The sequence below is a fragment of the Paenibacillus sp. FSL E2-0201 genome (assembly GCF_037963325.1).
Classification (GTDB): domain Bacteria; phylum Bacillota; class Bacilli; order Paenibacillales; family Paenibacillaceae; genus Paenibacillus_AQ.
Map to the genome: position 1 here is coordinate 5344629 of NZ_CP150154.1, position 22962 is coordinate 5367590.

Genomic DNA, 22962 nt, shown 5'->3' on the forward strand with positions numbered 1-22962 from the left:
GTCACCAGCCTTTTTCAGTATCGGGTTGCTGCAAAAGTGTACCGCGTACGTCAGAGATTAAATACAGCGTACCAGATACGACGGCAAGGTCATCCTCCGCTGTAATCGACTTCAGTAGCTGCAGCGCTTTTCCCCAATTATGTTCTACTATGATTGCCAAGTTTTCCTTGGCATATTTCTCCCGCAGACTTTCTGCGATAACTTGCAGATTCTCCGCGTCCATTTTGTTCTGGAAATCCGGTTCGGTCAGGATGAGCGTATCCACTATAGGCAGTATATGCTTAAAGTAGGATTCATGATGCTTATTTGACAGCATTCCCATAAGTAAATTTAATTTACCGTATTGATAGAGCTGAGGCAGACTTTTTGCAAGACTCTCCGCACCTTCCGGATTATGCGCTCCGTCCAGTACAATCCTAGGAGACTTGCTTACCTCTTCCAGCCTTCCAGCCCAGAATGCGTGGCGCAAACCTTCAAGAACATCTTCATCCTCAAGCATAAAAGCCATATACTGGCGCAGAACTTCAAGTACCATCATGGCAGCCGCCGCATTGCTAATCTGGTGCTCGCCTTTCATCTCAATCCCAAGCTCAAGCGAACGGAAGGGACCCTTAAAATGAAAAGTCTGGGCACCCTCACGGATTCCACTAGCTTCATAACTAAAATCTTCTCCTGCAAGATAAAGAGTTGAGCGGCAAGCCGCTGCTTTCTCTTTCAGAACCGCCACAACCTCCGGCTGAGTTACGCAGCTAACAGCAGGTACGCCTGTCTTGATAATTCCGGCTTTCTCCATCGCTATCTTCTCTAGCGTATCTCCCAAAATATCCATGTGATCATGACCAACATTAGTAATCACAGAAACAATCGGAGTCACGATATTCGTTACATCCAGCCTTCCCCCAAGCCCGGTCTCCCATACGACAACATCAGGACAAGAGACGCCCGCAAAAAATAGAATGGCTACAGCTGTAGTTACCTCGAACATCGTAGGTGAGCCAAACTCCGTTTCCGAAATTTCTTGGACTAGCGGACGTAATTGGTTAACCAGCTCGACAAGCGTTTCTTCAGCAATGTCCGTATTATTGTATTGGAACCTGTTCGTGAACTTAGTAATATACGGAGACGTAAAGGTTCCTACAGAATAGCCGCTTTGTATAAGTGCACTAGTTAAGAAAGCACAAGTTGAGCCTTTGCCGTTCGTTCCCGCAACATGAATAAATTTCAGCCGACGATGCGGATTTCCCAGCTTGTCCATCAACATCTCAATTCTATCTAAACCTGGCCGGATTCCAAAAGGAATTAGGCTCTTGATCCAATCAACCGCTTCGGTGTATGTCGCAAGAGGGGCGGTATTTCCGCCCCGATTTAGGTCATCCATGTCTCTTATCCTCTCAGCTCTGCGATGCGGGCAAGTACTTTCTCACGTTTAGCAGAATAATCTGCCTGCTTCGCCCGTTCCTCTTCGATAACTTTAGCAGGAGCTTTAGCTACGAAGCCTTGATTGCTCAATTTTTTCTCTACGCGTTCTACTTCGCTGTTTAGCGTCTGTACTTCTTTTTCCAGACGAGCGATTTCTTGTTCAATGTCAATGAGGCCCGACAATGGCAGAAGCAGTTCTGCTCCTGTAACTACAGCGGACATTACCTTATCCGGCGTTTGCGGATTCAGGCCAGCTTCGAAAGAAGACGTATTACAGAAGCGTCCAATGTAGTTGTCGTTACGGGTAATAATACTCAGCGTTTCTTCATTACCCGCTTTGATGATCAATTCAACCTTTTTGCTCATCGGTACATTCACTTCCGCACGGATATTACGAACCGCCCGGATTACATCCATCAACAGGTTCATTTCTGCTACCGCTTGTGGGTTCTCCAGAGCAGCATCATACTCCGGCCATGCAGCAAGGGTAATCGTCTCTCCTTCATGCGGCAAGTGCTGCCAGATTTCCTCCGAAATAAACGGCATGAACGGATGAATCAGGCGCATTGTGCGGTCTAATACATAAGCAAGTACAGACTGTGTCTTAGCTTTGGCAGCGGCATCTGATCCGTAAAGCGACAGCTTCGCGAACTCAATATACCAGTCACAGAGATCGTCCCAAATGAAGTTGTACAGCTGGCGACCGGTCTCACCGAACTCGTACGAGTCAATTAGACGCGTAATTTCGCGAGAAGTTTCGTTCAGACGGTGCAGAATCCAACGATCAGCAGTACTTAGCTCACCAGAAATATCAATATTCTCAAAGCTTACGCCTTCCAAATTCATGAGCGCGAAGCGTGATGCATTCCAGATCTTATTGGCGAAATTACGCGCCTGTTCAACCTTTTCCCAGCGGAAACGCAGATCCTGTCCGGCGGTACTGCCGGTAGAAATCATGTAGCGCATTGCATCAGCGCCATACTTCTCGATAACTTCAAGCGGATCTACGCCGTTTCCGAGAGATTTGGACATTTTTTGGCCTTCGGAATCCCGTACCAAACCGTGCATCAATACATCAGAGAACGGTTTTTCTCCGGTAAATTCGAGGGCTGAGAAGATCATCCGCGCTACCCAGAAATAAATAATATCGTAACCTGTTACGAGCACATCGTTCGGATAGTAGCGTTTGAAATCTGCGCTGTTCTCATCCGGCCATCCTAGTGTCGCAAAAGGCCACAGATTAGAGCTGAACCAAGTATCCAATACATCCTCGTCCTGTTTCAGATCGGTTAGACCGCTGATCCGGCGCGCTTCTTCCTCGTCATTTGCCACAACCAGTTCACCAGTAGACTCGGAATACCATGCTGGAATTCGATGTCCCCACCATAGCTGACGGGAAATACACCAATCGCGAACGTTCTCGATCCAATTCAGGTAAGTTCTCTCGAAACGGTCCGGTACAAAGTTAACCCCGTTCCCATCCTTCTGTGCGTTGATGGCAGCTTCAGCCAGTGGCTGCATCTTCACGAACCATTGTGTGGACAAGTAGGGTTCAACAACGGCTCCAGAGCGTTCACTGTGTCCTACTTGATGCACATGATCTTCGATATTGATCAGCACACCTTGCTCCTTCAGGTCAGCAGTAATGGCCTTACGACATACACTCCGGTCTTGACCTTGATAAGGTCCTGCTTCTTCATTCATCGTACCGCTCTCATCCATTACGTTAATCTGCGGTAAGTTGTGACGTTGACCCATCTCGAAGTCATTCGGGTCATGAGCTGGTGTAATCTTAACCGCACCACTACCAAACTCTTTGTCTACATAATCATCAGCGATAATCGGAATCTCACGGCCAATAATCGGCAGGATCAACGTTTTGCCGATCAGATCTTTATAACGATCGTCTTCCGGATGAACAGCAACCGCCGTATCGCCCAGCATCGTCTCCGGACGTGTGGTTGCTACTGTAATAAATCCACTACCGTCTTTGAGCGGGTAACGCAGGTGATACAAGTGACCGTTAACTTCTTTATATTCAACCTCGATATCCGACAATGCTGTGCGAGCCGCCGGGTCCCAGTTGATAATACGTTTCCCACGGTAGATCAAACCTTTATTGTAAAGCTTAACGAATACCTCACGTACAGCCTTCGACAACCCTTCATCCAAGGTAAACCGTTCACGGGAATAGTCAAGGGAAAGCCCCATCTTAGCCCACTGCTCATGAATGGTATTCGCATATTTATCTTTCCAATCCCATACCTGCTCCAGGAACTTCTCGCGTCCGAGATCATGTCTTGAGATTCCTTGTTCACGCAGCTTTTGCTCTACCTTTGTTTGCGTTGCGATACCGGCATGGTCCGTACCTGGTAGCCAAAGCGTGTCGAAGCCCTGCATCCGTTTCGTACGAATCAAGATGTCCTGAAGCGTAAAATCAAGCGCATGGCCAATGTGCAGCATTCCCGTTACGTTTGGTGGCGGGATTACAATGCTATATGCTTTTGCATCTGGACGTCCGCCTGCACGGAAATATCCACCCTCTGTCCAGTAGGAATACCACTTGGTTTCTGCCGATTTCGGATCATACGTTGTTGGCATTTCATTCTTAGTGTCGTTTGCAGCGGCAGCATCTGCCGCTGTATCTTGCAGGTCCGGCAACTCTGCCGCTGTTAGATTGTTTTGGTCAGCCATTCTCTGATACCTCCACTTGGTTACTTGTAGTTTCTTGTAAAAATATAAGAACGATATACAGAGTGAAACTTATACATTCTTATATTTAAAAAACAAAAAGACCCCTCGTCTCAAAGGACGAAAGGCCATTCTTTCGCGGTACCACCTTTGTTTCGCGCCAATGAAAAATAAACCTACACTTCTCTCACCTTACGGTTCAGAAGCTTAGCGCGACACTCGTACAGATAACGGCTGCTACCGGCCACATCCTAACTTATCTCTCATGCCTATGAAGACAAGCTCAGAAGGGCGACTCCGGGGCGACTTCGGTGGCTGTATCCTACGGAATGTCACAGCACTTGCATTCCGCTCTCTGAAGGGCTGACCGCCTACTCTTCCCGTTCCCAGTCTTTACTTAGATATTGCTTACTCCATAATACATTTTGAGTCATCCCTAGTCAACCTGAATAGGCTTCTACAGCGGGACTTTAAGCGGAATTTCGACTTATAGCGTGCATATGTCGAATTTTCATTCGATTCATCACTCTGCGTTGGTTAGATACCCCACTTTCTAACGTTCTCCGGTCACACAAGAATAAACGCCTTCGACGTCCTTTTACGGACGGTAAGCGTTTATTCGAGAAATATAAGGATAATGTATAACGTGAAACTTATATATTCTTATATTTAGACAAAAATCCCGATCTACTATCAGATCGGGATTCACCAATTCATGTGAGTACGCATTGTAACTCGTCTACGGAATGTACAATACTTGCCCTTCTTCTACACTCTGCCCTGACAATCGATTATACATTCCCAGCTCCCGCGCACTTAGCTGATACTTCTCTGCGATCGTATCTAGCGTTTCTTCACGCTGCACGATGCAAAGGCGAACCTTCCGGAACAAGTTAGCGCCATCTGCTCCGGTAATGAATCTGCTCTTCCACTCTGTATTATTTCCCGCTTCTGGAATGATCGCTGCAGCCGATGCAGTTCCTTCAGACTGAAGAGCTTCCTGTTCTTTACGGGAACGACTAGAGCTAAGTAATGAAGAGAAGGTGAGATGTTCTTTCGCTGGAACCTCTGCTTCTTTCTTACTACCTAACGCAATCTTAAGGTCTTGCTTCTCCTCTGGCTGTGGCACCGTCTCTTGAGAAACAAAGGCTTCGTTTGCATTCTCACTGATCGGCTGAGCATTCTCTTCTTGTGCGTGAAGCTCATGGTTTGCCTCGTTTTCTGAAGCGAATACAGCAATGTCCTGCTCTGCCTCAACAGTGGCTGCTGGGACAGCTTTTTCTCTGGAAGCAAAGGTATATTCCGCTTCTTGCTCCTGATCCGCTTCACTCACTTGGCTAACTTGATTCAGCTGTGTAACCTCAGCTTCCTCATTTTGTGACTCAGCTTTAAACCAGTAATCCGCTATACCTGCTTTGGAATTCTCAGTTTGCGAATCCAGACTATGCGTCCGGGCTTTCGCGCCCTTGTCCTTCTCATGAGCGGATGAGAAATTAACTATAGGGGACGATTGACCCGCTCCGCTTGAGACCAGCGGGGCCTCTGTTGCTTCTGCATTCGCTTCTGCATGCTCATGTTCTTCTACAGCAACCTCCGATGCATCCTCACCAAAGGTCCACTGTGAATTTTCATAAAGTGCATCAGTTTCGTGTTCTTGGTTCTCTGCAGATGCTTCGATTACCCTGTCATCACTGAGAGGGGAATAAGCCACTGTGTACTCTTCCTGCTGCCAGGTCGGTTGTGGTTGAGGCTCCGCACCACCGATTCCCCGCAGGGATAATACGCCTGTTATATTCACAGTACGCATCGTGAGCAGATCAATATCAAAATTCTCGATCTCCACCCCAATATCTTCAATCGAGCTGACGCGTGTAAGCGGAACAGTGATTTCAACGGGAATGGCGTGCTCCAGACGCTGCGTTCGGTCATCTTCGCTCCGGTAGAGTCCGGTAAGCAACAGCTGACCATATAACTCGGCACGATCCTCCCGCTGAATCACCTGGATTTCCGGAAGTAGTTCAACCTCCTCCAGCTCAGCTATTCCCGGAAGCTCTTCCGATAGGTGAATGCGTTCATAAATATCAAACCGCAAGCCGTGGGACTGATCAAACACGGGATATGTCCTCCTTCTTGGCATAATCTAACCCTGAGACAGGCCCAGAGCATAAGCCCAAAATGTTACTCCCCACATGTATATGCTTCAAACAGGAAGGCATGACAACTTTGGCAGCACTAACCGGACAGGATGCTAATTAATTTCATAAATTCAGAGGCTAATCGAACTCTCCTTGTACAGACATACCCTGCTCCGCATGAACAAAGTATTATATGCTTCGTTTGCTAATAGGACATAGATAGATGTTTCTTTCTGAAAAAAATTAGAAATTTATTTACTCTGCGAAAAATAAATTAATAAAGCCGTAAAACCAGCTTTTGCTGATTTTACGGCTCTTAGGTATACGTATCGTTAAGGTGCTTCAGCCAGCAGCTCCCGCAGCTGTAGCATATCCTCTGGCCACGGATCACTCACCTCAAGCTGTTCTCCGCTCCAAGGGTGACGAAAGGTCAACGATTCACCATGAAGCGCATGACGGCCGACTGCGCTTGAAGCCCAGACCGGGCCGCCATATAGCGCATCCCCATACAAGGGATGACCCATATGGCTGAGATGGACGCGAATCTGATGCGTTCGTCCGTTCTCCAGCTGCACATGCACCAGGCTCCCGCCATGCAGTGCCTCGCGTCCAATGATTCGAGTCACGGCGGATTGTCCGCCGGGTGAGACTCTTCTCCGCGCCGCATGATGGCGATCGCGCCCAATCGGCGCGTCGATCACTTTAAGCGCAGGCGGAACTGTGCCTTCGACGATCGCGGCGTAAAGCCGCGAGATGCTTTTGTCGCGCATATTCTCGTCTAAGACAAGCTGTGCAAACTCATTCTTCGCATACATCACCGGGCCTGTTGTATCCTTGTCCAGCCGGTGAATATGGCGCACAGCCACACCTTCTCCAGAAGCTATATAATGCGCAGCTACAAGGTGATCCAGCGTTACACCTAAGCCACTGCCGTCTGGATGAACCGCCATCCCTGCCGGCTTGTGGGCGACCAAGCAAAAATCATCCTCATACAGCACCTCAAGCTCTTCCCATACAGGCTCAATACCCGCTTCACGATGAGGGAAAAGAGCCAACCGAAGTCGGTCTCCCTTCCACTGAATGCCTCCCTCTCGGCGCAGACGCAGATGAAGCTTCTCAGGCATCCCTACAGTTTCCAGCAGCCACTTGTCAATTGCAGCTTCAGAATCCTCGGCTCCAGTAATGATTTTGCCGGGTGTGACTTCCAGCCACTCTCCACGTCTAGTCCAAGCTCCACCACCGGTTCGATCTCCGGCTCCGTTACTCAAAGGGCTTTCAGGGCGTTATAATGGCCCTCAATGGTATCATCAATATCCTGCTCACTATGCGCAGCCGATACGAACATGCCTTCAAACTGTGAAGGTGGCACGCTAATGCCTTGGCTCAACATATGACCAAAATAACGACGGAATAGGTCCGTGTCGCTAGTCTTGGCCGTCTCAAAATTGGTAACAGGTCCTTCCGTGAAGAACGGGCAGACCATCGAGCCCACGCGGTTAATGGTCAGCGGAATGCCAGTCTCAATGGAATTCTTTTTCAAGCCTGCTTCCAATCGTGCCCCTAATTGCTCCAACCGATCATAAACTTCAGGTGTTAACAGCTTCAACGTAGTATATCCTGCTGCCATCGCTAATGGATTACCACTAAGTGTGCCCGCCTGATAAATCGGTCCCGTAGGAGCGATTTGCTCCATAATCTCTCTTTTACCGCCATAAGCGCCTACTGGAAGACCTCCGCCGATGACTTTGCCGAAGCAAGTGATATCCGGAGTAATGTTGAACAATCCTTGAGCACAGCCACGGTTGACACGGAAGCCTGTCATTACTTCATCAAAAATAAGCAAAGATCCATGGTCTGAGGTTAACTTGCGAAGTCCTTCCAGGAATCCTGGAAGTGGTGGTACAACACCCATGTTCCCGGCAATCGGCTCCACAATTACTGCGGCAATCTCACTGCCAAAGCGTTCAAAAACAACCTGAGTGGACTCCAAATCATTGTATGGAACTGTGATGGTATTTACTGCTACACCTTCAGGAACACCCGGGCTATCCGGCAAACCTAATGTGGCTACACCGGAACCTGCTTTAATAAGTAAGCTATCCGCGTGGCCGTGATAGGAGCCTTCGAACTTCAAGATTTTGCTGCGTCCGGTATAACCACGTGCCAAACGAATCGCGCTCATCGTTGCTTCCGTTCCGGAGTTAACCATACGTACGATATCTACAGAGGCCACACGTTCAACAACGGTTTTTGCCATCTCTGTTTCGAGTAAAGTTGGTGCTCCAAAGCTTGTCCCTTTTACTGCTGTCTCCTGCAATGCCTTTACAACCTCAGGATGCGCATGACCCATAATCAGCGGTCCCCATGAGCATACATAGTCGATAAAGCTGTTGCCGTCGATATCATAAATACGCGAGCCGACCCCATGATCCACATAAATTGGAGTCAAACCTACGGATTTGAACGCCCGTACAGGGCTGTTCACCCCACCGGGAATATATTGTTTTGCTTCATCAAAAGCCTTACGGGACGCTTCCTCTTTACGCGCCATTGGCACATTACTCATCTATCTTCACTCCTGTTCTGTTCTGTTCTGGGTCTCACAAGTATATAGCAGCTGCTTAGGCAGCGATATCAGTGTGATCGAGATTAACCACGCAGCCAGCGGGCTGCATCTTTTGCAAAATAAGTAATAATAATGTCCGCTCCGGCGCGCTTCATTCCAGTTAGCATTTCCAGCACAACGGCTTGCTCATCGATCCAGCCTTGCTGCGCTGCTGCTTTTACCATGGAATATTCGCCACTCACATTATAAGCCACAAGAGGCAAATCAAATTGATCGCGGATCGTACGAATCACGTCCAAGTAAGCCAGAGCTGGCTTCACCATTAACATATCTGCGCCTTCCAGCACATCGGATTCTGCTTCACGGAGCGCTTCGCGCAGATTAGCAGGGTCCATTTGATACGTTTTGCGATTCCCGAACTGAGGTGCCGAATCCGCAGCTTCGCGGAAAGGGCCATAAAATGCCGAAGCATATTTGACCGAATACGACACAATCGGCACATGCTCAAAGCCATTCTCATCCAGTCCCGCACGAATCGCGTGTACGAATCCATCCATCATATTCGAAGGGGCAATAATATCTGCTCCAGCTTTAGCTTGGGACACCGCCGTACGAGTCAACAGCTCTAACGAAGCATCGTTGATGACATCCCCGTGTACAACACCGTTCACCGTATGCGTATGCACCATCCCGCAATGTCCGTGATCCGTAAATTCACAAAGGCAGGTATCTGCAACGACCAACAGCTCAGGGTACCACTGCTTGATCAAGCGAGTAGCCTCTTGCACAATTCCATCCTCTGCGAAACCGGAAGAACCGATAGCATCCTTCGTTTCAGGAATCCCGAATAACAGCACAGCCGGAATGCCCAGTGCGGCAATCTCGTCCACTTCTGCTTTTAAAGTATCCAGTGAAAAATGGTACACGCCCGGCATCGAGCTAATCTCATTCTTCACACCTGTTCCATAAGTCACAAATATAGGCTGTACAAAATCCAGCACATTCAGTACGGTCTCCCGCACCATACCGCGAATTCCAGCAGATCCGCGTAGACGGCGGTGACGTGTTATTGGAAAGCTCATTTGTTCATCCTCCTGAAAATAAAATATATAACTAAACCCTCGATCGTTGACTAGCTGCGGCATAGTTGTAGTTTGTGCAGTTATTTTGAAGTTTTATCGTAACTGTAAGTTTTAGTTGCACTCTCTACAGTTATTTATTACAAAAGAGCGAAAACCCCTGTTTTAGCGCATATTTAATTGCACATATTACAACTAAAATGGATTTTCGCTAAAATTCAGGGAATTTAAGTGTATAAAGTGCAACTAAACCTCAATCTGACCTAATCCAAGTACCCAATATCTAACATATCAATTAGAGCTACGTGAACTTTATACGTACATAGACTTACTCACCCATACACACCAGTTAGTTTACAACTCAGCCGTCCATCATACTCTGAGCTTTAACAGTAACTACGTTCGGAGGCCAAGCTCATGCTACTTAAGTTACTTACAATAGCGGTGTGAGACTTCCTAGATAGATACAACTTCAGGCGATGTTATAAAGCCGATGTTCGATTGGCGTCCATTCAAGCTTTTTGAAGTTGAGTCTCTGCATTCCAGCGACAGAGCTCCTGCACCAGAGCATTAATAGTAGCTTCTTCAGGAAGTAGTCCCGGAGTAAGCCCCGCCTCCACGGCAGTCTGCTCGGTTAATGGCCCAATGCAGGCTATTTTCACGTTAGCTAGCAGTGGGAGTGGATCTTCCAGCCCCATTCGCTTCAGAATGTGGATGAAATTGCGCACCGTCGAAGAGCTGGTAAAGGTTACTGCGTGAACACGCCCCTCCTCCAGCAGCTTCAACAGCTCGTCATCATCCTCACCAGTCACAACCGTCTCATAGGTATCGACGTCTGTCACTTGAAGGCCAAGCTCTCTCAGCTTGTCCGGCAGCCATTCGCGCGCCAGATCACCGCGCGGCAACAGCACGTTCTGCCCCGGCAGCAGCCGAGGGCCGAACGTCTCAATCAGACCTTCCGCCTGAAACTTCGCCGGAAGTTCTTCAGCAATCACCCCGCGCTGCGCCAGCGCGGCAGCAGTGCCCGGCCCCACCGCTGCAATCCTTGCGCGGTGAAGCCCCCGAATGTCCGCCCCCTGCTCCGCCAAGTGGCGCCAAAAAAACTCCACACCGTTCGGGCTAGTGAAGAATACCCAGTCGTACGATTCCAGCGCGCCAAACGCCGCTGCAATCTTCTCCTTCTTCTCTGCGCCTTCCGGCATAATCGTCTCGATCACCGGGAACTCGTAGGGTTCTCCGCCGAGTTCCTCAATCATATCCACGAGCTCGCTTGCTTGGCTGCGAGCCCGTGTCACTACGATGCGTTTGCCGAATAACGGCATCGCCTCAACCCACTTGAGCTGCTCGCGTTGCAGCACCACGTCGCCGACAACGATCACGGCTGGCGGCTGAAAATCCGCCGCCTTCACCTTCGCCTCAATATCGGCGAGGGTTCCCGTCAGTGTCTCCTGATCTGCGCGTGTGCCCCAGCGTACCAGCGCCACGGGTGTTTCTGGCGGACGCCCATGCTTGATTAGCTGGGCGCTGATATATCCTATTTTAGCTACGCCCATCAAGAATACTAACGTCCCTGTGGCGTTCGTTACTTTATCCCAATGAATGGAATGATCCAGTTTATCTGGACTCTCATGTCCGGTGATAATCGACAGGGAAGAAGCATGATCGCGGTGCGTGACAGGTATACCCGCATAAGCAGGTACGCTGATCGCCGACGTGATGCCCGGTACGATTTCGTAATAGATCCCATTTTTGCGCAGCAGCTCCGCTTCTTCACCTACGCGGCCAAAAATCGTAGGGTCCCCACCCTTAAGCCGCACCACTGTTTTCCCCTGCAAAGCCAAATCAACTAACAATTGATTAATCTCTTCCTGCTTCATCGTGTGGCGATCCGGCAGCTTGCCTACATAAATCTTCTCGCCGCCAGGCTTCATGCATTTCAGCAATCTAGGACTTGCCAGCCGATCGTACACCAGTACGTCGCTTTTTCGAATACACTCGAGGCCTTTTACAGTAATCAGTTTTGCGTCCCCGGGACCTGCACCTACCAAATAAACCTTCCCCGTCAATCCCCTCATCCCCTAACGTCTGACAGTATCTTCTCCGCTCCTCTTGCGATCAGCTTCTTAGCAACTTCTTCGCCGAGCTGTACCGGGTCTACCCCAGTGCAAGTTTCTTTCAAAATCGTTGAACCGTCAGGCGTTCCCACCATTCCGGTTAAGGAGATCACTTTGCGCTCCGCTGCAACAGCTTCGGAAGCTGTGTCAAGCACTGCATGAGCGCCAATCGGCACTTGGCAGCCTCCATTCAGCGCGCCAAGGAACGTGCGCTCCGCTGCCACCGTCAACGCTGTATCGGCGTCGTTGTATAACGCCAACAGCTTCCGCAGATCGGCGTCATCTTCGCGGCACTCTATGCCGAGTGCGCCCTGCCCTACAGCGGGCAGGCAAACTTCCGGCGGCAGGTAGGCGCTCACGCGGTCCTGCCAGCCCATACGCGACAGCCCCGCTACTGCCAGCAGGATCGCGTCGTACTCGCCGCTCTCCAGCTTGCGCAGCCGCGAGTCAATGTTGCCGCGCACGGGCTCAATGACCAGATCAGGCCGCAGCGCAGCTAGCTGGCTGGAGCGGCGTAGGCTGCTTGTGCCTACGCGTGCGCCCGGAGGCAGCTCGTCCAGCGAGACGCCTCCGTTAGAGATCAGTGCATCGCGCGGATCGACACGCTTCGGCACAGCGCCGTTGATCAGCCCCTCCGGTAGCTCGGAGGGCATGTCCTTCATGCTGTGCACTGCCATGTCGATTTCCTTTTCAAGCATTGCTTGCTCGATTTCCTTCACGAACAGCCCTTTGCCGCCGACCTTGGACAAGGTGACATCAAGGATGCGGTCCCCTTTGGTAATAATCTTTTTCACCTCAAAAGTAAAACCAAACCCATGCTCCTCACTAAGTCGCTCCAGATCGGCAATTACATGCCCTGTTTGCGTCAACGCAAGCGCACTCTGTCTACTCCCCACAATAATCTTACGCATTGTCCATTCCTCCTGATAGCGTCTGCCTCTTACTCTTCACCGTAAAACATATATAGTACTTCCGAGGTTGTAGCTCAATTAAGGGGTATTTTTGTCCCTCTTTTCACTGATATGGTCGTTTTCTGCTAATTCAAGGGTATTTATACACCTCATTTAGCTTCTTCGGCGACTATAGCTCAATTCTGGGGTATTTTTGTCCCTCTTTTCGCTGATATGACCGTTTTCAGCTAATTCAGGGGCATTTATACACCTCATTTAGCATCTTCGACGACTATAGCTCAATTGAGAGGTATTTTTGTCCCTCTTTTCGCTGTTTTGCTCATCTCTAATTAGTTCATCAGTACTTTTACCGCTATCTCACCTATCCCGACAGTAGCCTATTTTTCTCATATCATTAATCTAACCTAATTTTGTAATCTTCACAGTGTTCACGCGCACTTTTACTCCGCCCGATGACTAGCAATCCAAGCATCCATATCCTCCGCGCTCCACGCGATAAAGCTACCGTTTCTCATCTCGTTCAACACATCGATCGCCCCGAGCTTCCGCAAAAGCCTTCCGCGAACTTCAGCAGAAGATTCCCTTTCCTTAATCCGGGTTCGCATGGTATGTACAAAATCCAAATAAGGCTCATACGCCGCATCCAGTGCCTCTTCAAGCACAGTTTTAATCCTCGCAACCGCAAGCGGCCCAGCTCCTGAAGTAGATACAGCTACCGTCAAACGACCCCTTCGTATAACTCCGGGCGTGATAAAATTACCCGCTTCCGCATGGCTAGCCACATTCACAGGAATGCCAATTCGCCTAGACTCCTGCGCAACCTCTTCATTAACCGTTCTATCATTAGTGGCTGCATATACGAGAAAGGCCCCACGGAGATCTCCGGGAGCATAAGCGCGGTCATGCCAGGTCATGAGACCCTTTTTTGTTAGAGCGACAAGTGTATCTGTCAAAGAGGGACTAATCACCTTAACCACCGCTCCAGCCTCTAGCAGCCCACTCACCTTCCGTTCAGCCACAGCACCACCGCCAATAACCACAACCAGTTGCCCTTCACAATCCAGCATTATAGGTAAATACCGAGTCATGTCCTTCACTCCCCGCTCCAACCGTGAAAACCAGACAAAGAATTCAACAAAAAATTCAAGATAGTAAAAGCATATCCTAAAATCGCCCAGCGAGCCATACTTACTCCACTTTTCCGCCCGGATTTCTTAAAGATAATATAAAATATGTAAATCCCGAGGCCGATAAGCGTTGTTAATACTTTTAAATCCTTCAATAATAGTGTCCGGCCCTCAGATACAATAGATAAGCTAGCCATCACCAGAGAGATTGCCAGCAAAGGAGTCCCCACCAGAATAGCTGTGTAAGAGTATTTATCTGTAGTCTCTAAGTTCGGCAAACGACGAATTCGGTCACTCCATTGCTTGCTTTTGAGTCTGGTGTGCAGGAATAAATACAAAATTGCAAATACGGTCCCTAGTGTCAGTGCAGCAAAACTTAAGTTGGCCAAAATCACATGCATCGTCAGCCAGCCATACACCGCGCTCCAAGTCTCAAGCGTATGTCCCCCAGCCGTCAGCCACACCCGATTTAGGAGAAAAACACAGAATCCAGCCACACTAAGCAGCAGAATCGTAAACTCCCCACCACGCGTGAAAGCCACCGCAAGCGAAGTCAGAACAATACTAAATGCAAACCAGAACAAGAAATCATAAGGTGTAAAAATGGGCAGTCCCTTCTCCTGAGAGAAACGAATCCCGAGCCCCGCAGCTTGTAAAAGACCCACAACAACAAGAAGCCCCGTGCCTAACCGCTTCCCACTCGGGTTGCGATAAAGGCAATCCGAGAAAACAAACAGCAGGCTCAGGGCATATAGCAGCAGAGCGGCATCATATATTCCGTTCAGCAGTTGCATATCACTCACCTACCCAACAGGCCTGCCGGAGCAAGCACCGTCTTAGGCACAGAAAAATCGCCGCTACCGGCAGTTCGTTCTGCGGAACTAGACTGCTTAACCGGGGCGGAATCTCCGCCATCTGAATTGGATTCGAGCTGTTCCTGCAAGGCAAAGATTTTGGAGAAATAATCAAGCGCTTCATTCCCCTGCTTGCCGCCGGACATCTCTTTAATTACATTGATTGGATCATGCATCATTTGGTTCACAATGCTTTTGGTCAAACGACGAATCACCTTGCGCTGATGCTCGTCCAGCTCAGGCAGCTTATTGAACAGACTCTCCATCGTTTCCTCATGAATTGCATTCGACTTATCCTGAAGCGCCCGGATTACCGGTCTCACGCCAAGCGTCTTCAGCCACAGTTGGAATTCATCCATTTCCTCGCTGATCATCACTTCAATCTTCGCAGCTTCACTCCGGCGCATTTCCAGGTTACTCTCCACAATGCCCTCCAGATCGTCAATATCATACAAAAAAACATCTGGCACATTAGCCGCTGCAGGATCAATATCACGAGGTACAGCTATATCAATCATGAAAAGCGGCCGCGAAGGGCGACGCTTCATAGCATTCGCTACCTGATCTCCCGAGAGTACATACCCATCCGCTCCCGTTGAGCTGATCACGATATCTACCTCATTAAGTGTTTTTAGTGCATCTTCAATCGTGCTCGGCTTACCCGAGAACTTCTCTGCCAGCTCAATCGCACGCGATAGCGTACGGTTAGCGACAATCACTTCCGCCGCACCGCTACTATATAGATGCTTTACAGTCAGCTCGCTCATTTTGCCGGCACCGAGAATCAGCACCCTTTTACCAGTGAACATGCCAAAAATCCGCTTGCCCAGCTCCACTGCCGCATAACTGACAGATACTGCGCTTTCGCCGATTGACGTTTCACTATGTGCTCTTTTGCCCAGCGTCACCGCTTGTTTAAATAACCGATTGAACCAAGTTCCAGTTACACCCTCAGCCTGAGCCGTGAGAAAAGAACTCCGTACCTGTCCCAGGATCTGCGTCTCGCCAATCACCATGGAATCCAGGCCGCAGGTCACGCGGAATAAATGCGCAATCGCCTGCTCGTCTTCATATATATACATATGCTGTGCAAATTGCTCGTTCTTCACTCCAAACCACTGCTCCATAAAGCCGCGGAGGAAATAACCTCCCATATGGAGACGGTCCATGACCACATAAATTTCCGTACGGTTGCAGGTGGCTACTACGACCCCTTCCAGCACCCCCTTCGTCTTCATCAATTGATGAAGCGCTGCCGGAAGATCACTCTCCGCAAAAGCAAACTGTTCCCTAACCTCCACGGGAGCCGTACGATAATTCAGGCCAACGACGACGATGTGCATCGATAGTTCACCATCCTAGTCTCTATTCATTACTGTGTACAGTTATATTAAAGAATATTTTTACATAATATTCACTTTCACAACATCTCAAAACACTGTGTTAAGTATATCACACGAAAATACGACTTTTTACAGATTTTTTGAACGCTTTATGAAATCCAGATAATAATTATTATAAATAAAAAACCGCAGGTTCGCTACCGGTTAGGATGGGTTATTTTGTGATTAATTATTAGTTCACAGTAGATCTAACAACAAAACTGTTCCATATAGAAGTCTTCAACAACTTTTTTTGGGGACAGATCTCGATTTATTTGCAGTCATCTAAACCATATTCATGTGAATATGATAGAAGAAGGGGGGATTAAATTTGTGGTTTGAAAAACTGGCTGATGACAATCAATTATCATTAAAAACAGGTGATTATGCCTCCATTTCAGGAAAAGCTGTATTCAATGCAAACAGATCACGCCGTTATTTTTTAGAAAAACGTTGGGCGCCAGGAGGAAATGTACTAACTGCCGTTATGATGAATCCAAGTAATGCAGCCCACAATCAAACAGATAAGACTGTTGAGCATTTAATAGAAGTTGCAAAAAATCATGGTTGCCATGCCTTATATATTGTGAATGTTTCTAGTTTTATTGGAGGTACGAGTAGCAAGTTAAACAATGCTCAATTTGATTTTGAATTAGCTAATTGGACTTTTATATCTAATGCGACGGCAGCGGCAGAATCAAGTATCGTTTTTCTTGGCTGGGGGTTGAAGGGGCAACAAGGCATACTCAGACATCAAAAAAGAGATGCTACTTTATTCAAAAATACTTTTAAAAATGTATCAAGTAAACTATTTTGCTATGATGTATTGAAATCATTAGATAAAAAAAATATTAATAAATCTATGTACTATTTACCTCATCCAAGACCTCAGCTTGATTCAGAAAAGTATCGTTTCATGCCAATACGACATATTACAGACCTTGAGTTTGAACAACTATTTAACTGCTGACTATATTAATTCAACGTGATTTGGTCAAGCATCCGTTCGTAGATATGGAATACACCTCGCCTGTTACTGAAGTACACCCCTTAGAATAAACATTAAATCTGGGGTGTATTTTTTCTTGCATTCAAATTACATTTTTTGAAAAATTAAGAATATACGAACTCATTTTTATGGAATATACCAATAAAAATTCTAAATTATCCTAGGGGTGATTATAATGTTGGCCATTGTTGCTGGTGTTATGAGTATTCTAGTAATACTTGGATCACAAGTTTCGTATTTAATAAGAGCACGGCAGTAGACATAGCCTTTCTTTCAAGACATCACACAAATATTATTAAAGGAACTGCAATCATCATGATCATGATCTCACATATTGGCGACAATAGCGAGGTTAGAATATTTTCTTCCTTGGGTCCATTGGTGTTGCGATATTCTTAATTTGTTCAGGTTATGGATTACATAAATCATATGAAAAGAAGGGGCTGGATGGATTTTTTAAAAGAAGGCTATCAAGATTCTCATGCCTTATTGGATCGCAGTGGTGTTTTTCTATCTCATTTACCCATAAGAATTTGGTATACAGAATTTCATAAGTAACCTTGTTCTACTACATACATATAACTTCTGGTTGTTCATTCAATTTCTTGTTATGCTATACGTTATGTTTTATTTCGTGTACAAGTTTGTTCCTGAAAGTAAAAGGATTGTTTGGAGCGGTATATTATCCGTAATTTTTTTACTATTTGTCAAAAATAATCTGTGGTCTGGGCAGGCATTTTCATTTCTCATCGGTATTGTATTTGCTAAATATAGTGATCAGAGGATTAAACTTAGTAAAACGTTGTTTATAACGGGAATAGGTCTGCTCATAGGATTACTAAGTCTAGCAATCAAGCAAACAGACTTTATTAGAAATAGTAATTATATAATATTTAACACAAACCAAGTTATTCTTAATTTAGCCACTGCAATTGGAATGATATACCTATTCTACTCCTCACTAAAGCTGAAGATATTACAACTATTCGCCATTGCGGGAGCAGCCTCTTACGAAATCTATCTTATTCATACCCTGCTTATTTTTATAATAAAAAAATAAATTCACAGTTACAAATGTAATCATATACGAAGTAGTGTGTGGTTTAGTGGTTTAGTTATTTTACTTCATGAATAAAAGGATAAGATAAGATCCAAAAAGATTATCCAGTAAATATTTCCCACGGGCATAAAAAAACCGACGAAATTAATCGTCGGTATAATAGCTTATAGTATAACTAGGAGCCAAACCAATTTTTGATTTGTTGAAGAGTACTCTTTGCCTCCGGTCCATTGTATCCAAAGGTGTTTCCGATCATTTTCACATACTCATTGAACGTTGTTTCCCTGCTCTTTCGGTCACTCCACCAGCGCTTAGCATTATATCCTGAGGCAGATCCTATATACGTAAGCTCAATATCTGATTTTTTGAAAACACCAGCAAAAAGAACCTTAATCCGCCGCATGTGAAAATCCGAGGAAACGACAATCGCAGATTTAAAATCGCGTTCCTTCATTATAGGGAGAGTAAATTCTGCGTTCTGGTAAGTGCTTTCCGCTGCGTTCTCGGTATAGATAACATCCTGTGGTATACCGAGATTAAGGGCGGTTTGGAGCATGTCACCCGATTTACTCGTTGACTCTTTGGCATTGGAAAGAATTATATAAGGAGCGTAGCCGGCTTTATATAACTCAACTGCCTGTTCTACACGCCCTTGGCCTCCGCTAAGTACGATGATGGCGTCTGCTTGTTTGGGAGGTTCTGTTAGGGTTAGGAAGCGACCAGCCATGAAGAACAATAAGAAAATCAATAGAAAAAGTATGTAAGTCAAATAACGTCTTTTTCTTCTCTTTTTCAATTTATCTGTATTGTTTTCCATATAATATTCCTATCTCAAATCTTATTTTTAACTATAACAATATCTTTTCATGTGCTCCTTTTGTACAATACGTTATCTGTCACCATAGTACTCTACATACCAATCAGCGAATTTCTGTAACCCTTCCTCTATGGATGTTCTTGGCTTAAACCCTACAGCTTGTTGCAATAAATCTGTAGATGCATACGTTGCTGGTACATCCCCTGGTTTTATAGGCTCAAATATTTTATTAAATATCACTTCTCTACCAGCAGCCTTGCTTAAACATTTTTCTAATGTTTCAATAAACACCATTAATTTCTCAGGGCTATTGTTACCTATATTGAAAACCTTATGAGGAACTGCTTCTTTAGGTGCTTTACTTAGAAGTCTCTCGATCCCTTCTACAATGTCATCTATGTATGTAAAGTCTCGATAAAGATCGTTTTGAAAATCACCGTTATTGAATATCTTAATAGATTCACCAGCAAAATATTTCTGAGTAAATCCGAAATATGCCATGTCTGGACGGCCCATTGGCCCGTAAACAGTAAAGAAGCGGAGCCCAGTAGCCGGTATCTTATAAAGATGACTATAGGTATGCGCCATTAATTCATTCGACTTTTTCGTAGCTGCATAGAGCGATTCCGGATGATCTACAACATCTGATTCTTCAAATGGAACCTTTTTATTAGATCCATAAACAGAACTGGAAGAAGCATACACAAGGTGATCAACTGGATAGTTTCTACAAGCTTCAAGGATGTTGAAAAAACCTATAATATTACTTTGAATATAAACATCTGGATTCTCTATGGAGTATCGCACTCCAGCTTGTGCTGCAAGATTCACTACTATGTTTGGCCTGTATTCTTCAAAGACCTTTGTAATCATATTTTTATCTGAAATATCAGCTTTAATAAATTCAAATTGGCTAAATAAATGAAGTTGTTCTAAGCGAACGTGCTTAAGATTAATATCATAATAATCATTAATATTATCAACACCGATCACCCGATTACCTTGCTCCAATAATCTTTTGGATAAATAAAATCCAATAAAACCTGCTGCTCCGGTAATTAAATATGTTTTAATGTTATCATCTACTGGTATATCGTTCACTAAGCTCGCCCCTTAATGTTATCTTCCGATAGAATAATACTCCACGCCAGCCGCTTGCATATCTTTAACCCCATATAAATTCCTACCGTCATACACCAACGGCGTCCTCATTAAATCTTTATAAACTTCCGGCTCTATTGCTTTAATTTCTCCCCACTCAGTAAATACAAAACAGACATTGGCACCTTCAAGAGCTTCTTTTATGCTCTCAACATATTTGATACTTCCCTTACCGTTCCTACCTTCTGGGTAGTCCTTAGAAAAATTCGCTTTTCCTACAGGATCAAAAGCATAGATTTCTGCTCCCTGATTTAATAACAAAGGTATATTTTCAAGCGAAGCGGCTTCTCTTAAATCATCAGTACCAGGCTTGAATGTCAATCCCAGCACTGCTACTTTTAGACCATTGAAGGTGATAAGTCTTTTAGATGCTTTTTTAAATAGAATTGTCTTTTGACTAGTATTTACATCGATAGCAGCTTTAACTGTTTTTAGCTCATAGCCGTTTTGTCTTGCTAAATACTCTAGTGCTTTTGTATCCTTTGGGAAACAGCTACCTCCATATCCAATACCTGCGTTTAAGAACTTGCTGCCGATTCGTTCATCGAAGGACATTCCTCTTGATACATCCTGAATATCTGCTCCTACCAATTCGCAAAGATTAGCTATATCGTTCATATAAGATATTTTTAGAGCAAGAAAATCATTAGATGCATATTTAATCATCTCTGCCGATCTTCTTTTAACTGATACAACTGGAATATTGAATGGCTCATAAATCTTCATAAGAATATCTTCTGCCCATTTGCTCTCAGTTCCAATTATAATTCTTGCTGCTTGCAGAGTGTCTCTTACAGCCGTTCCTTGCGCCAAGAATTCTGGATTAGACGCTACTTCTACTCTGATGTTTCTACCTACTCCATCACCGTTACCAGTAAGTATCTCGCCTTCACGAGGTAAAAAATCATGTATAAACTGCTGCACCTTATCATTAGTGCCTACCGGGACAGTGGATTTCACCACAACCAGGCAGTCTTTTTCTATTGTTTCTGCTATTTGTCTTGCAACTGTAGCTATGTATGAGAGATTGGCTGATCCATCGGGCTGCTCAGGAGTTCCAACACCTATAAATATCGCATCTGCTTCTTTATAAGCTGACTCATAATCAGTAGTATAGTCAAGTCTACCAGCTGCATAATTCTTTTGCATGAGTTCTTCTAAATCAGCTTCATAGATTGGTGAAACACCCGATTTCATTAGTTCGACTTTGTTTTCATCGATATCCACACAGGTTACATGATGGCCTACCTCTGCAAAACATACGCCTGCTACGAGACCTACGTAACCTGTGCCAGCTACTGCGATTTTCATATTAATTCTCCTTAACATAGAAATACGTCCAACTACCAGTATTCCCCTAGTAGTATTAATAATTAATATTATATATTTCTTTATACCTAATATCCTGTTTCTACCATTACAAAATGTAATCTGTTAATAGTAAAACCTTAAATCTGGGTATTTCCCACTTTAGTTTCATTAAATGATTCGTAAAAGTCTTTCCAAAATAAAGTTCTTCTTTTATCTAGATTAATCCTGGCATAATCCCTTGCAATACTAAAATTACGTTCAGATTGTTTTTTCATCATATTTTTATCTGATAATAGTTTCGAGATATTTTTTGCAAGAGTTATATAATCACCAGGAGCATGCAGACATCCTATTTCTAATAACTCAGGTATACCTCCTGCAGTCGATCCGATTGAGGGACACCCTCTACTCATAGCTTCAATTAATGCACGCGGTAATCCTTCTTGATAGCTAGGTTGTATATATAAATCAATATTGTCTAGCCATTCATAGACAGCAGCACCTGATTGCAACTTACCATCGAAATATACTAGATCATTAACACCCTCATCTTCTGCTAGTTTTCTCCATTTTTCTGTGTCTCCTCCACCTAATACCCTCAATTCAATTGAACAATTGATTAAAGAGAGGGATTTAATTGCCGTATCAATTCCTTTAATATTATTTTTTAACGAACCGATCAAACCGATTATAATTTTTTTTTCTAAATTATAAATATTTTTCATCTTTTTTTCTAATATCTCATTTTCTACGTATGGTATTTCAACATTGGAACAACTTACCTGCCTTCCATAGGAAGGATATTTTCTTTGCAAAGTGTGATTAGTAACATAAAGAGAAAACATACTTTTTGATACTATTTTTTCCATATTTTTTTTTGCAATAGGAGCATATATTTTCCCTTTTAAATTCCCATAATTCCACAAACTATCCCAAGCGCATCCAACAACCTCTACAGCCCACGGTATTTTGTGCTTAACTGCTAATCGCACGGCTAAATTTCCAATCTCACTGGGCAATCTAACTATCAATGCATCACATGTTAATAATTGTCTCGTTAAAATATCTACCGCTTTTTTACGACTAACTATTTTCGAGACTGGACTGCTTAAGTTCGGTACTTCACAAAAAGAAACATTTTCACCACTCGATATATCAAGCCCCTCTGATTCGTTCGAATATCTCATTCTAGATGCTATAACTATTTCATCAAATACTTTTAAATACCGTTGCCAAACATTGTAGTTCAGACTACCTGTAGTGAATATATTTTCGTTATTATTAATAAAGATACTATCATGAGCAAACATTACTTTCATTTATTTT

At 45.1% G+C, this 22962-nt stretch carries 16 protein-coding genes and 1 other annotated feature; of the genes, 1 reads left to right on the plus strand and 15 read right to left on the minus strand.

Going from position 1 to position 22962, the window contains the following annotated elements:
- Nucleotide 1: 1 nt before the first annotated feature.
- From NSU15_RS24185 to hemA, 11 genes are all read right to left on the minus strand, one after another.
- Nucleotides 2–1378, minus strand: coding sequence for a folylpolyglutamate synthase/dihydrofolate synthase family protein (locus NSU15_RS24185; RefSeq protein WP_076120431.1), 1377 nt, complete (start codon nt 1376–1378; stop codon nt 2–4).
- 5 nt (nt 1379–1383) lie between these two features.
- A complete protein-coding gene (locus NSU15_RS24190) occupies nt 1384–4020 on the minus strand; it encodes a valine--tRNA ligase (protein ID WP_042132415.1) in 2637 nt (878 codons plus the stop codon).
- 203 nt (nt 4021–4223) lie between these two features.
- Nucleotides 4224–4507 (minus strand) — a binding site (T-box leader).
- Nucleotides 4508–4849: 342 nt separating this feature from the next.
- A complete protein-coding gene (locus NSU15_RS24195) occupies nt 4850–6223 on the minus strand; it encodes a LysM peptidoglycan-binding domain-containing protein (RefSeq protein ID WP_339287800.1) in 1374 nt (457 codons plus the stop codon).
- A gap of 354 nt (nt 6224–6577) precedes the next feature.
- Nucleotides 6578–7513 carry an RluA family pseudouridine synthase gene (locus NSU15_RS24200; protein WP_339287802.1) on the minus strand — a complete coding sequence of 312 codons (936 nt, stop codon included), beginning with the start codon at nt 7511–7513 and terminating at the stop codon, nt 6578–6580.
- Nucleotides 7510–8796, minus strand: coding sequence for a glutamate-1-semialdehyde 2,1-aminomutase (gene hemL, locus NSU15_RS24205; RefSeq protein WP_339291449.1), 1287 nt, complete (start codon nt 8794–8796; stop codon nt 7510–7512). The genes NSU15_RS24200 and hemL overlap by 4 nt, the downstream gene beginning before the upstream one ends.
- Nucleotides 8797–8894: 98 nt before the next feature.
- Nucleotides 8895–9893 (minus strand): porphobilinogen synthase, encoded by a 999-nt coding sequence (gene hemB / locus NSU15_RS24210; protein ID WP_339287803.1) that lies wholly within the window; start codon nt 9891–9893, stop codon nt 8895–8897.
- 509 nt (nt 9894–10402) lie between these two features.
- The gene (gene cobA, locus NSU15_RS24215; protein ID WP_042130602.1) at nt 10403–11956 is read right to left on the minus strand and encodes a uroporphyrinogen-III C-methyltransferase; all 1554 of its coding nucleotides are present in this window, start codon (nt 11954–11956) and stop codon (nt 10403–10405) included.
- Nucleotides 11957–11961: 5 nt separating this feature from the next.
- Nucleotides 11962–12915 carry a hydroxymethylbilane synthase gene (gene hemC, locus NSU15_RS24220; protein ID WP_339287804.1) on the minus strand — a complete coding sequence of 318 codons (954 nt, stop codon included), beginning with the start codon at nt 12913–12915 and terminating at the stop codon, nt 11962–11964.
- Between the two features lie 440 nt (nt 12916–13355).
- Nucleotides 13356–14003, minus strand: a complete 648-nt coding sequence (locus NSU15_RS24225) for an NAD(P)-dependent oxidoreductase (RefSeq protein WP_339287806.1) — start codon at nt 14001–14003, stop codon at nt 13356–13358.
- Between the two features lie 5 nt (nt 14004–14008).
- Nucleotides 14009–14836 carry a cytochrome c biogenesis protein CcsA gene (ccsA, locus tag NSU15_RS24230; RefSeq protein WP_339291451.1) on the minus strand — a complete coding sequence of 276 codons (828 nt, stop codon included), beginning with the start codon at nt 14834–14836 and terminating at the stop codon, nt 14009–14011.
- A gap of 5 nt (nt 14837–14841) precedes the next feature.
- The gene (gene hemA / locus NSU15_RS24235; RefSeq protein ID WP_339287808.1) at nt 14842–16239 is read right to left on the minus strand and encodes a glutamyl-tRNA reductase; all 1398 of its coding nucleotides are present in this window, start codon (nt 16237–16239) and stop codon (nt 14842–14844) included.
- A gap of 370 nt (nt 16240–16609) precedes the next feature.
- On the opposite strand from hemA, the gene NSU15_RS24240 reads away from it, so the two are divergent.
- On the plus strand, nt 16610–17248 hold the full coding sequence (locus tag NSU15_RS24240) for a DUF1643 domain-containing protein (RefSeq protein ID WP_339287810.1): 639 nt from the start codon (nt 16610–16612) through the stop codon (nt 17246–17248).
- 1274 nt (nt 17249–18522) lie between these two features.
- Here the strand turns inward: NSU15_RS24240 and NSU15_RS24245 are convergent.
- The 4 genes from NSU15_RS24245 to NSU15_RS24260 form a co-directional block, all read right to left on the minus strand.
- Entirely contained in the window at nt 18523–19164 is a 642-nt protein-coding gene (locus tag NSU15_RS24245; protein ID WP_339287812.1) for a YdcF family protein, read from the minus strand.
- A gap of 72 nt (nt 19165–19236) precedes the next feature.
- Nucleotides 19237–20265 carry an SDR family NAD(P)-dependent oxidoreductase gene (locus NSU15_RS24250; RefSeq protein ID WP_339287814.1) on the minus strand — a complete coding sequence of 343 codons (1029 nt, stop codon included), beginning with the start codon at nt 20263–20265 and terminating at the stop codon, nt 19237–19239.
- 18 nt (nt 20266–20283) lie between these two features.
- Nucleotides 20284–21636 carry a UDP-glucose/GDP-mannose dehydrogenase family protein gene (locus tag NSU15_RS24255; protein WP_339287816.1) on the minus strand — a complete coding sequence of 451 codons (1353 nt, stop codon included), beginning with the start codon at nt 21634–21636 and terminating at the stop codon, nt 20284–20286.
- Nucleotides 21637–21773: 137 nt separating this feature from the next.
- Nucleotides 21774–22955, minus strand: coding sequence for a glycosyltransferase (locus tag NSU15_RS24260; RefSeq protein WP_339287818.1), 1182 nt, complete (start codon nt 22953–22955; stop codon nt 21774–21776).
- Between the last annotated feature and the right edge of the window lie 7 nt (nt 22956–22962).

Excerpts from the sequence above, each read along its gene's own strand:
- hemA (WP_339287808.1), bottom strand. The coding sequence starts at position 16,239 with ATGCACATCGTCGTCGTTGGCCTGAATTATCGTACGGCTCCCGTGGAG.
- NSU15_RS24260 (WP_339287818.1), bottom strand. The coding sequence starts at position 22,955 with ATGAAAGTAATGTTTGCTCATGATAGTATCTTTATTAATAATAACGAA.
- ccsA (WP_339291451.1), bottom strand. The coding sequence starts at position 14,836 with ATGCAACTGCTGAACGGAATATATGATGCCGCTCTGCTGCTATATGCC.
- NSU15_RS24255 (WP_339287816.1), bottom strand. The coding sequence starts at position 21,636 with ATGAAAATCGCAGTAGCTGGCACAGGTTACGTAGGTCTCGTAGCAGGC.
- hemB (WP_339287803.1), bottom strand. The coding sequence starts at position 9,893 with ATGAGCTTTCCAATAACACGTCACCGCCGTCTACGCGGATCTGCTGGA.
- NSU15_RS24245 (WP_339287812.1), bottom strand. The coding sequence starts at position 19,164 with ATGGAAAACAATACAGATAAATTGAAAAAGAGAAGAAAAAGACGTTAT.
- hemC (WP_339287804.1), bottom strand. The coding sequence starts at position 12,915 with ATGCGTAAGATTATTGTGGGGAGTAGACAGAGTGCGCTTGCGTTGACG.
- NSU15_RS24225 (WP_339287806.1), bottom strand. The coding sequence starts at position 14,003 with ATGACTCGGTATTTACCTATAATGCTGGATTGTGAAGGGCAACTGGTT.
- hemL (WP_339291449.1), bottom strand. The coding sequence starts at position 8,796 with ATGGCGCGTAAAGAGGAAGCGTCCCGTAAGGCTTTTGATGAAGCAAAA.
- NSU15_RS24185 (WP_076120431.1), bottom strand. The coding sequence starts at position 1,378 with ATGGATGACCTAAATCGGGGCGGAAATACCGCCCCTCTTGCGACATAC.
- NSU15_RS24190 (WP_042132415.1), bottom strand. The coding sequence starts at position 4,020 with ATGCCAACAACGTATGATCCGAAATCGGCAGAAACCAAGTGGTATTCC.